Origin of the sequence: New Jersey aster yellows phytoplasma (genome assembly GCF_002554195.1) — a bacterium.
Lineage (GTDB): Bacteria > Bacillota_I > Bacilli_A > Acholeplasmatales > Acholeplasmataceae > Phytoplasma.
The window spans coordinates 1-11,512 of the sequence record NZ_MAPF01000010.1 but is presented as its reverse complement, the minus strand read 5'-3'; the positions used below and the strand labels follow the sequence as shown (position 1 = coordinate 11,512).

The 11,512-nt window shown below is 24.3% G+C and carries 6 protein-coding genes and 5 pseudogenes; 2 read left to right on the top strand and 9 right to left on the bottom strand.

All coding sequences use genetic code 11. The features are described from left to right. Nucleotides 1-676: 676 nt before the first annotated feature. From pgsA to BBA70_RS03725, 9 genes and pseudogenes are all read right to left on the bottom strand, one after another. The gene (pgsA, locus tag BBA70_RS00290) at nucleotides 677-1,210 is read right to left on the bottom strand and encodes a CDP-diacylglycerol--glycerol-3-phosphate 3-phosphatidyltransferase (RefSeq protein WP_252861420.1); all 534 of its coding nucleotides are present in this window, start codon (nucleotides 1,208-1,210) and stop codon (nucleotides 677-679) included. A gap of 601 nt (nucleotides 1,211-1,811) precedes the next feature. Beyond that, complete coding sequence (locus BBA70_RS00285) at nucleotides 1,812-2,534, bottom strand: 2-hydroxycarboxylate transporter family protein (RefSeq protein ID WP_252861419.1); 723 nt, start codon at nucleotides 2,532-2,534, stop codon at nucleotides 1,812-1,814. Next, nucleotides 2,500-3,213 carry a 2-hydroxycarboxylate transporter family protein gene (locus tag BBA70_RS00280; RefSeq protein ID WP_252861418.1) on the bottom strand — a complete coding sequence of 238 codons (714 nt, stop codon included), beginning with the start codon at nucleotides 3,211-3,213 and terminating at the stop codon, nucleotides 2,500-2,502. Before BBA70_RS00280 ends, BBA70_RS00285 begins: the two co-directional genes overlap by 35 nt. Next, complete coding sequence (locus BBA70_RS03635) at nucleotides 3,213-3,347, bottom strand: hypothetical protein (protein WP_290124276.1); 135 nt, start codon at nucleotides 3,345-3,347, stop codon at nucleotides 3,213-3,215. The genes BBA70_RS00280 and BBA70_RS03635 overlap by 1 nt, the downstream gene beginning before the upstream one ends. Further along, nucleotides 3,344-4,516, bottom strand: coding sequence for an NAD(P)-dependent malic enzyme (locus BBA70_RS00275; RefSeq protein WP_011412335.1), 1,173 nt, complete (start codon nucleotides 4,514-4,516; stop codon nucleotides 3,344-3,346). Before BBA70_RS00275 ends, BBA70_RS03635 begins: the two co-directional genes overlap by 4 nt. Before the next feature lie 724 nt (nucleotides 4,517-5,240). After that, nucleotides 5,241-6,164 (bottom strand): annotated as a pseudogene (locus BBA70_RS03875) (IS3 family transposase); the annotation flags it as partial. Between the two features lie 402 nt (nucleotides 6,165-6,566). Then, nucleotides 6,567-7,196 (bottom strand): annotated as a pseudogene (locus tag BBA70_RS03870) (hypothetical protein). Between the two features lie 156 nt (nucleotides 7,197-7,352). After that, nucleotides 7,353-8,677: pseudogene (locus BBA70_RS00260) on the bottom strand (toprim domain-containing protein). 25 nt (nucleotides 8,678-8,702) lie between these two features. Continuing rightward, nucleotides 8,703-9,390: pseudogene (locus BBA70_RS03725) on the bottom strand (DnaB-like helicase C-terminal domain-containing protein); the annotation flags it as partial. A gap of 43 nt (nucleotides 9,391-9,433) precedes the next feature. Here BBA70_RS03725 and BBA70_RS03865 point away from each other — a divergent pair. Together BBA70_RS03865 and BBA70_RS00245 are read left to right on the top strand one after the other, a co-directional pair. Further along, a pseudogene (locus BBA70_RS03865) lies at nucleotides 9,434-9,981 on the top strand (sigma-70 family RNA polymerase sigma factor). 889 nt (nucleotides 9,982-10,870) lie between these two features. Then, nucleotides 10,871-11,245 carry a hypothetical protein gene (locus tag BBA70_RS00245; RefSeq protein ID WP_252861415.1) on the top strand — a complete coding sequence of 125 codons (375 nt, stop codon included), beginning with the start codon at nucleotides 10,871-10,873 and terminating at the stop codon, nucleotides 11,243-11,245. Nucleotides 11,246-11,512 lie beyond the last annotated feature (267 nt).

Here is an 11,512-nt window from a genome sequence, read left to right as displayed (position 1 = left end):
ATTATGTAAAAAATAATTATAATTTAATCTTATATGGGGGTGATTCCAGTTTTTTTACCTAACTAGATAGCGCAAAGAGAAAAAAATATAAAAAATATCTTTTGAAACTAAAGAATTATCAAAAAAAATTTAGACACTTTTTAATTCAAAAAAAATATTTCTTTAGTTTGAAAAGATAGAAAATTATCAACTTATTTTTTTAGTCTTAAAGAACAATTTTAAAAATTAAAATTTTATAAAAAATGTAACAGATCAGTTTGGGAGTGAATTCCATAATGCTACCTTTACCAAACTTTTTTCAATATCCTTAATAGTGTCTTATAAATCTTTTTGGTTTTGTGTATTTTGCATAAATAATTTTCCTTTGATTTTGTATTTTAGTTTTGATGAAATATGTTTTTTTAAATATTGTAAACAAAATAATAAAGATAAAAAAGTAAGATAAAATAATTATTACAATTTTTTTAATATTGAGAGAGAGAAAACAAAAAAAGAAAAATTAAAAGAAAAAATTTAAAAAAATAATAAAAACAGAAGTAACAAAAAAAGATAACAAAATTAATTACTCAGGAGCGAAGTTTTTACGAATAATTTTATAATTTTTTAAAAAAATAATCAAATCCAGAAACAATAGTTAAAACAACTGAAACAAGCAAGCAAATATCACCTATATTACTTAGATATTCAAACAATTTTTCTGCATCACAAGCAAAAGTAGAAGAAGTATATAACCCAAAAAAAGGCAAATTATGGCAACAAAAGTAAAAACAGTTTTGGCTTTACCCCAAAAAGATGCACTAATAACAACTCCTTCTTTATTGGAAGCTACCAATCTTATTCCTGTTACTAAAAATTCTCTAATCACTATAATCATAATAACAGCAGTAAAAAAATTTTTAGGCATTTGAGTATCTGAAAATAAAAAGGTTCCTTGCGTAGCAGATAAACGACATTGACAAATATAAAAAAGTGTTATAATAACTAATAATTTATCAGCAATAGGATCAAAAAACTTACCAAAAACAGTTTGTTGTTGATATTTTTTAGCTATATAACCATCCAAATAATCAGTAATAGCAGCCACTATAAAAATAATTTGAAAAGCCAAAACATTAGCAAATTCAGGCTCACTTACACACATCAAAGGCAAAAGCACAAATACTAAAACAATCCTAAAAACAGTAATTAAATTAGCCAACAAAGGAAACATAAGTTACTCCTGTAGTAATTTTGTAAAAAAATCATATTTTTGTTTGATTAAATATGGTTGAAAAAAGGCAAATCATTTCTTTGAATATCAAAAAAAAAAAAACTGAAAAAATAAATGGTTAAGGAAAAAATAAGATTTTCAAAAAACGCTCTTATATACTTTTATTATAACATTATTGATAAATGTTTTTAGTAAGTGTTTTTATATACATAATATAATTGTTATTATTTTGAGTAATTATTACAATTAAAATATACATTATAAAAACTCTAAATTTATAAATAAATGGTTTGTATAAAGAAGACATATTTAACTTAATTTTTAAATGTTTATAATACGAATAAATTAACAAAGATATATTTTATAGTTTGTTTTGCTTTAAAAATATCACGGCACCCCCCAATATTATCATAAACAAATCGAAGGGAACCGTAATAGTTAAAAACGTTTTAGAATTTTGATATAAATATGTTAGTTATTTTTACGTTGGTAAAAATAATTTCAATCAAATCACCTAATAATAAAATACTAAAATAATATTTTTAAATAATCATAAATACTTATGATAAATATTTTTCATATTTATGTATATAAAATATAGTTAATATAACAAAGGATAAGAGATACTAGCAACTACCACTACTAAAGCTCCACCAATACGAGTAGCTATTTGAGCAAAAGGCATTAACCCCATTAAATCAGAAGCTGATAAAATAGCAACATTACCAGCTCCACCAATACTATTAGTACAAAGCCCTGCAGTAATTGATGATTCTACTGGATAATAACCTAACTTTTTACCTAAATATCCTGCTACTAAAGCAACTAATAAAACACACATTATACATGTGAAGACAAATTTAAAATTTAATTGTTTTAACATCGCTTCCATTGGAATGCTAGAACCTAGAATTACTAAAAAAGCAGATGTAAAATTAGTAGTAACAAATTTAGAAGCCTGATTAATACAACTATTATAATAATCAGATACTACATTAAATAATTTCATTAAAACAACTACAAAAACTAAAAAGACAATATATTCTGGTAGGTATTTTTTAATGTTTGGTAATAATAAAATTAAGGATTCTTTTATTAAAACACTAAATAAATATAAGGTAAAAATAGCAATTAAACCTGTAGTTATTTGATGATAACTTAATTTTTCAGGAACTAGTTTATAAGTGTTTTTATTTGGATTTTTTGGAACGTCTTTAACTTCAAGTTTACCATAACCACTATATTTAGTAGTTTTCACAAATTTCTTAATAAGCCCAGAAGCAAAAATACTAAAGATTCCTCCTACTAATAAAGCAGGAGTCATATGAGACATAAAAGGTTCTTGCAAATCTAAATTCTGCCCAGCATAAGCATTTTTTTAAAGGAGTAACTCCAGATGACATACCACCACTTGCTAAAGGAGCAAAAATATAAAAGACAGCATCTAAAAAGGCCCCTTTAGAAGTTTGAGAAGCATTTTCTAACCCTCCAATAGGATGTAATAAAGCTCCTAAAGTTCCCACAAATAAAGCACCAGTAATTAAAGATACTAATATTAAAGGAATAAATTTTTTAAAAGAACTTTTTAATAACTTTTTATCCATACTTAAAAAACTACCAATAATTAAAGCAGAAACAAAAAAATTAGAAAAACCTACTGCTTTATAAGTATATTTAGTTTCTTGAATTTTTACTGTTATAGATTCGGCATTTAAATGTTTCATAATAATTCTCATAAAATTTTGCATTTGCAAAAAAATAGAACCATCTTTAAAAAAAGGATAAGTAAACAAAATAGAAGGCACTAAAATACATAAAATAGAACCCCCTCCAATATCTTTTAAGAGGGGTGTTTTAGCACCTATTTTTTGTAAAACAGCAGCCAAAAGCATAGCTATTAATAAAGGGGTAATTAATGGATGAAATACAGGTTCAAATTTGTTAGTAGTTTTAAAACTCACAAATCCCAAAACAAAAACTTGCACAAAAACTACTAAAATCATCAAAAAAAAAGAGGCACACTAAATCCTAAAATAGTTTTTTTAGGAACAAACACACTATTAACATTTTTAGAATCTTTATTATTGTTATTATTTTCTTTATTATCTGGGGAACTTTGTTCATTTTCTATGCTCATTTTCTTACTACTCCAGTTTCTTTAGCTACTTTACAAACTGCCAAAGCAATTTGTTTAACTACTTCTTTATTAAAGGAAGTTGGTAAAATATTATTTTCATTTAAATCTTGTTCTTTAATGATATTTTTTAGAGCATATGTAGCAGCTTTTTTCATCTCTTCGGTAATTTGAGTTGCTTTAGCATCTAAAGTCCCGCGGAAAACACCTGGAAAAGCAAGACAATTATTTACTTGATTAGGAAAATCAGATCTACCAGTAGCAACAATTCTAGCCCCACCTTTTTTAGCTTCATCTGGCATAATTTCTGGTACTGGATTAGCTAGAGCAAAAACAATTGCATCTTTTGCCATAGTAGCTACCATTTCAGCTGTAACAATACCAGGAGCAGATACACCAATAAAAATATCTTTCCCTTTAAGTACTTCTTTCAAAGTTCCTTTTTCTTGATATTTATTAGTTACTTCAACTAATTTTTTTTGAGGCTCATTAAGATTAGCTACTCCTTTATATAAAGTTCCTGTTTTATCGACTAAAACAACATTGTTAACTTTTAATAACAACAACATTTTAGCAATTGCCATCCCTGCAGAACCTGCTCCATTAATGACTACTTGAACATCTTCAATAGATTTTTTAACTACTTTTAAAGCATTTAGAATTCCTGCAGCAACTACAATAGCAGTGCCATGTTGATCATCATGAAAAACAGGAATATCAAGTTTAGCTTTAAGTGCATCTTCAATTTCAATACATTGGGGAGACTTAATATCTTCTAAATTAATTGCTCCAAAAACAGTGGAAATTTTAGAAACAATATTTACTATTTCTTGAGAATCAGTAGAATCAATACAAATAGGAAAAGAATCAATCCCTGCTAATTCCTTAAACAAAATAGCTTTTCCTTCCATCACTGGCAAAGAAGCTTTCGGACCAATATTACCCAATCCTAAAACTGCAGTCCCATTTGTAATAACACCTACCATATTACCTTTCATAGTATAACGATAAACATCACTAGGATTTTCCTTAATTTTTAAACAAGGCTCTGCTACTCCTGGAGTATAAACTAATGATAAATCATCTAAGTTTTGTACTTTTACTTTACTTACGACACCTACTTTACCTTTATTTTTTTCATGCATTTCTAATGCTTTTTCTTTGATGTTCATTTAACTGAAAATCTCCTTTTATATTTCTTTATGTATTTTATATATTTTTGAAGGTTGATTTGATCTTGAAATTATGACAAAACATAATCATCCGTCTATATTTTATACCTTATTTAATAAAATAATTAATATTTTTTTACTTTTTTAATATTTATTTAAATATTTAATCATTTTAAAGCTTTAATAAATTAAAAAAATAAATAATTAAATTATTTTAACGTTTTTACTCAAAAAAAGTAAAACGAAAGTAAGAGAAAATTTTTTATTTCCTATTAAACCCAAAGGAGACAAATAATATAAATTATCAATGCCCCTAAAAAGTAATAAAGTTTGGGTATTTTTATTAGTTGTTGTTGCAATTATTGCTGGAATAGTCGTTTTATTAAAAAAACAGCACTCTCAAACCTTCTAACTAAACTTCCAAAAGACTAAAAAAATAAGTTGATAATTTCATATCTTTTCAAACTAAAGAAATATTTTTTTGATAATTCTTTAGTTTGAAAAGATATTTTTTATATTTTTTTCTATTTACGCTATCTAGTTAGGCAAAAAAACTTAAACCACCCCATATAAGATTAAATTATAATTATTTTTTTTACGTAATTATGTTATTTTGGTCAAAAAAGCATACAAAAAGATAGCATTTTTTTTCAAGACTAAAAATTAAAATTAAATTAAAAAATAATTTATATAAAACTTTGGGGAATATTGATTTGGCGATGAATAATTTAGCTAAAATCCATTGATTGTTCCAAAATTTAGGGAAATAATTGATTAATTTTTTTATTTTTTCAGGAGATTTTTGAAATAAAAAATGATGTTGATGTTGTAAGATATTTTTTATTTTGCCTAAAAAGTTTTCAATTACGTCGTTATCACGTGAATTAGCTTTTCTTGATATACTGATTAAAAAAACTTTTTTCGTTAAAGTTTGTTGAATTTTTAGTGATTGATAAACTGTTCCTTGGTCGGAATGAATAATACAAGGTTATTTTAATTTGGGAATTTTTTTAATAGTGTTTGAAACTAATTCTTTATTTTGATGTTTGGAAGTGTGGGAAGCGATAATTTGGTTGTTGAAAGAATCAATAATACAAGAAAAATATAAAAATCCTTGGGGGGGTTTTAAAATAAGTGATGTCGGTAAATAGTTTTTTCATGGGTTTAGTTGATATAAAGTCTTGATTAATTAAATTGTCTACCACTTTTAATTTAGCTTTTAAATTATTTTTATAATAATATTTATTTTTTTAATTCTTAAACGACAAAAAATACCGTTTTCTTTCATAATAGTATAAATTTTTTTCTTGGTAATGTTTTCGTTAAAAGTTTTTTGGTATAAATCAGTGATTTTACGATGACCGCAAAAATATTTTTCTTGTAAACATAAAGCTTTAATGCGATTTTGTTGTAATAAGTATTTTTCTTTTTTGGTTTTTATTTTATTTTCGACTTTCAACCAATAATAATAAGTGCTTCTTTTGGTTTTGATAGTTTTTAAAATGGTTGTTAAATTTAGTTTTTGATTAAATTGTTTAACTAATTCGAAAACAGTTTTTTTATCAGTTTTTTGGTTTTTTTCATTAGAGTTTGTAATAATTTATTTTTTTGTTTCTCTTTTTCTTATTATTTTAGCTATTTTTTTCATGATTTAAATATTGTTTCCTTTTTTTATATCATATACATAACCATTATAACTCTGAATGATTATATTTATTTAAAAAAAGGGGGGTAGCGCGCAACTGGGGGATTTTTATTTTTCTTCTTCTTTTATTTATGTGTACTTATGATTGTTATTAGCGCTTCAGCGCGTTAGGGTATTGTGTTTGGATAATTTTAAACGACTCTTTTTAATAATGGAAAGGAAAAATAGGGAGTTATTTATATATCGAAAAATAATAATGATAGATAAAAGATACAACGATAATATCAAATATCGAGTATCATTATCATTATCGATATAATATATAAAATATCACTCCTTAAAAATGTTTGGTTTTGTCAAAGAATTTTAAATATTGAAAGTGTTATAAAACTGTTAGTTAAGTTTTTATTTGATTTTAGATATATATTTATACATGGGATGTATTTTTTTAACCCGATAGCCCTGTTTATTTTTGGTTAAAAATAATTTGATGTGTTTTAAATCTTCCGATTGATAATAAATAACATTTAATCCTTTTTTATAATTTGTTTTTATAGGATTGTTATATTTATCTACTTTTTTATCATCTAATTTATATAATTTTAAAGTTTCTAGTTTGTCTATGATTATCTTACTTATTAATTCTTTAATATAATCTTTTTGTTCGTTAAGATAATTAATTTGGAAGATAGGGAAATGTGTTTTAAGGGTATTATTTTGGTGTTTTGGGGGGTGTTATTGGGTTGGTAAGGGTTAGTTATTATTATCGTTTTCGGAAGAGTGATTTTTGATTATTTCTATTCTATACTTTTTCATTTCATCTAAGATTTGAGGGTCTACAAATAGAGTTTGGTTTTTTGGGCGATAATTGGCTTGTTGATAGGAATTTTTCTTTTTAGAATGAGAAACAATTGTAATATTTAATAATTCTCCTTTTAATGTTTGTAAAAAGTTTTGGATTTGAACTAAGTCGTTGGGGGTTGATTTTGTTTCCCAACCGCCCCTAATGATTCCTTGATTTGTTTCTTTTTTCATATTTTTCTCCTTTTTTTCATTTTGAATAAAAAAAAAAATCCCCGAATTTGTGAAAAATAAAATCGCAAAATTTAGGGGTATATGCGCGTGTTTGGAGGTATGTTAATGTTATTATACATGTAAGGTTTAATATATTAGTTAAAAAAAGCAATAATTTTAATCAATTATTTCTACTTTGTCTTTTCCAAAAAAATAAATAGCTAAATCGACTATGATTTTTTTTGGCCTCTTCATAAGTAATGTATGGGTCTAAAAAACATTTTTGATATGCTTCTTTTCTGAATTATCGCAATAAATCATCAACATCTTTACAAGTTTTATCATAAGGTGGTAAAATGCGTCTAATTTCGTAAATAATATTTTCTTCTTTAAGTTGTTCTCCTAAGGCTTCACTTCGTTTTTGACCTGTTTCATCATTATCTAAGGCAATAATTACTTTGATATTTTCTTTTTTTAGAATTTCTATTTGTGATTTAGAAAGTAGTTGAGTGACACAAATGAGACCGACAACGTTTTTAATATTGTTTTGCCAACAACTAATGACATCGAAAAAACCTTCATGAATAATAATGGTTTTCATTTGTTTAATATAAGGTAACGCTTCAAAAAAACGATAACTGAAATGAAAAGTAGGTGTTTGACTAAAAATATTGAGGGATTTATATTTAGGTTGGAAATAAGAAACTTCGCGAAAGTTATTTTGATAAAAATGAAATGTTTTATTATATCCATTTTCAATGGGGATAATGATAGAACCATGAAAAGTATCGTGATAATATGTTTTATTTTGTTGATTGGTTTTATCTTTAATAAAACCATATTCAATTAATTTTATTGTATCGATATTTTGCTTTTTACAATAATTTAATAGACGAAAGGATAAAGGCTTATCAGATAATGGGGCATAACCTAGTTTAAATTCTTTAATAGTTTCTATAGTTAATTTTCTTTTTTTGGGTTAAATATTCTAATCCTAGGTGAGATTCATTATTTCGATTAGTGGTTAATAAATAATGATAATAATCTCTAATTTGGTTGAATAAAGGCGATATTTCTTTAAATAATTGTGTTTTTGTAGCGTTAATTTCTTTTTCATCAATTGGGTTGTTGATTTTATTGTGGTGGTATTGATATTTAAAAGGTTCGTAAGAAATATTAGGGGTTGAAGTTTGTTGTTGGATTAAGTTTTTAAATTCTTGAGTTTTCATAAAGTTATTGATTTTTTCAAGAGCGTTATTGAAGGTTTTAATTCCTCTTATTTCCATATAAACATCAATAATATCGTAATCTTTACAACATTTCCAACAATGAATTTTATTATCTGAAGTTAAATGGCAACAAGTTGGGTTTTGTCCTTGATGAATGGGACAAGGAAAACGATATTTGGGATTGAATTTTGGTGGTATTATATTTAATTTTTTTAATAAAACTGACATAGGAAAGTTGATTTGAATATTTTTTATTTTTTCTTGAAAATTCATTTATTTTAACTCCTAGTTTTTTTGATTAATAATAAGTTTCCATTTGATAAGGTAAAACATAACCGATTTCTTGGAAGGTTTGAGTGGTCATTTCAAAGTGATAAATTAAGGTTTTTTTGGTACCACTTCTATTTTTTTTGATACATACTTCGATTATTTTTTGATTTTCATTGTCATTATAGTCTGAATATAGTTCTTCTAAGGTTGAATTATATATATTTATGGGTTTTTCTTTTTCTTTGGATAGTTTGGGTTTGAATTCAGACATCATTAAGACGATATCTGAGTTAGTTTCAATTCCACCACTTCCTTTTAAAGCTGTTATTTCTGTTGATTTACCTTGATAATTGCTGTATGTATCTCTTGAAAATTGAGATAAAATGATAATAACAATGTTTAATTAAATGGCTAGTTTTTTTAATTTAGTCATAATTCCATCAATGGCTAGACGGTAATTTTCTAAGTGGGTTTGTGTTTTTAGTTATTTAAATGTGGTAAATAACGATAATTTCTGCTTGTTTTTCTAATTAAAGTGATAAACTAAATTAATTGCATAATCAATTTTTTTTGCTTTTATCATAACTAAATGATAAATTTATGTTGACAAAAAATTGTTTTTCTATTTTAATCATTTCTTTGTATTTGAGTGGTGTGATGCTTAAGTCTTCCAAATTTTTATCTAAAATAACATCTAAGGGAATTTGAGTTTGGTGGGGATAATTAAGGTCATTTCATAAAAATAAAAAGAATTTAGAAATAAGAGATCAATTAATTGAATTTCATTTACCATTAGTTAAAAAAATAGTGAAGCAATTTAAATATTATCTGCTAGTTTTAACTAAAGAAGATTTATATCAAGAAGGGTTTTTAGGATTAATCAAAGCACTAAATAATTACGAAAATTTAGATTATGACTTTATCACCTATACAACACCAACCATAAAATCGGAAATAAAAGAACTAATAAGAAAAAGCAACTCACCTTAAAACCCCCAAAACCCAAAAAAACTAATAATCTTCCTTTTTAAGAAGAAAAATATGAACCCGATAAAAAACCACACAACCCATCAATTATGGCTAAAACAAGCAAACCATGAATTATTATTAAAATTAATAAGCAAAAAACTAAGTAAAAACGAATTTAAAATTATCTATTTAAGTTTTGGTATTCCTTTAGAAAATATAAACGAAGATTATCAAAGATATTATATCAACGAAGAAATCGCTTAAAAAATTAATTTATCTTTAAAAAAGTAGAAAAAATTAAAGAAAAAGCTATCGATAAATTTCTAAAATTAAATTAATTATTTTTTGAATTTATCGTGATTTTAAAATTAAAAAATAATTAATTTAAGTTATTGTGATCCTAAAGATAAAGAAAAATATTTTTTAGATGATGAAATGTGATTAAATGCAAAAAAACATTTTAAAAAACCATTAAGTGTTTACTGCTTTAGGAAATGAAGAAACTTTGTCAACTATTCAATTAGATTTTTTATTACCACAAAAATTTAATTTAACTTTTATTGACTGTAATAATAAACATTGTCGTCCAAGTTGTGATTCATCGTTCTGTTGTTTCAACTTTGGAACGTTTTTTATCTCATTTAATTGAAGAAATGTGCTTGCTCCTTTAAAAGTAATTTTAATTCCTTTTGCTTATTCTTTAAATTTAGAAAATATACTCAAAAAATAAAAGATCTTTTTTTATCTGAAGGTTTCAGAGTAGAAATTAATTCAAAAGAAACAACTTTATGATATAAAATTAGAGAAGCTCAAAAATTAAAAATTCCTTATTAAGTAGTTATTGGTGATAACGAAATGAAAAAAATGATTTTACTTTTAGAACATATGGCAAAACTGCTCAAACTGAAATGAAAGTTAAAGATTTTATTCTTTTTTAAAAAGAACAAATTACAAAAAAATATAATTTTGACAAATTTTTTGCAATATAAATGTTATAATAACTATGAATTACAATCTTTAAAATTATATCAAAAAAAAATTTAAATAATAAATAATTTAAGAAAAGATAAGGAATTTATATTCAAATTAATAATGAAAAAAACAATAAAGAAAAATATTATCATTTTTATTTGTTTTACTTTGTTGGTCTTTTGTTTTTTTATCATATTTTGCAAAAATTCAAAAAATGAAAAACCTTTTACTTGTTTTAAAAATCCAAATAACTCTTTGCAGTTAACACGCAAATTAGCATATTTAGGTTTAAATCAATTTGTAAACGGATTAGAAAGTGATCAATTTAAAGAACAATATTTACTTATTTTCAATGGCGATTCATCTTTTTTTGAAAATGATGTTTTAAGTTGTTCTTTAAAAACTGCAAGCACTCCTTTAATTCAAGGGACTCTTGATTTTTTAAGCCAACAATTAAAACGTAAATTTAATTTAATAATTAATGATAAACATTTGTTATCTTCTTTTCTTTTTGATAATAATCCTATTGATTTAGAAATGAAAAATAACAATTATCATTTTTTATTCAAAACCCGAAGACACCAAAGGAGATGGTTATTTGTTTTTTTCATGCTCTTATTTTTTAATTAAAAAAAAAAATTTATTTTCGGAAAACATTATAAAAGATTCTTTTGATAAGATTGATTTAAGCAAAAATAATTACAATATTATTGATAAAATAAAAAAACTCAAAGAAAAATCTTAATAACAACTAAAAAAATTAGCTAAACAGTCAAATGTTTAGCTAATTTTTGTTTTAAAAAGAGGTTAATAATTTTTTTAAGTTTTTGTAATTTATAAATAATTTTATTTATTTTTTCCAACAACAAAAGCCGTCCAATAATTAGACAGCAAAAT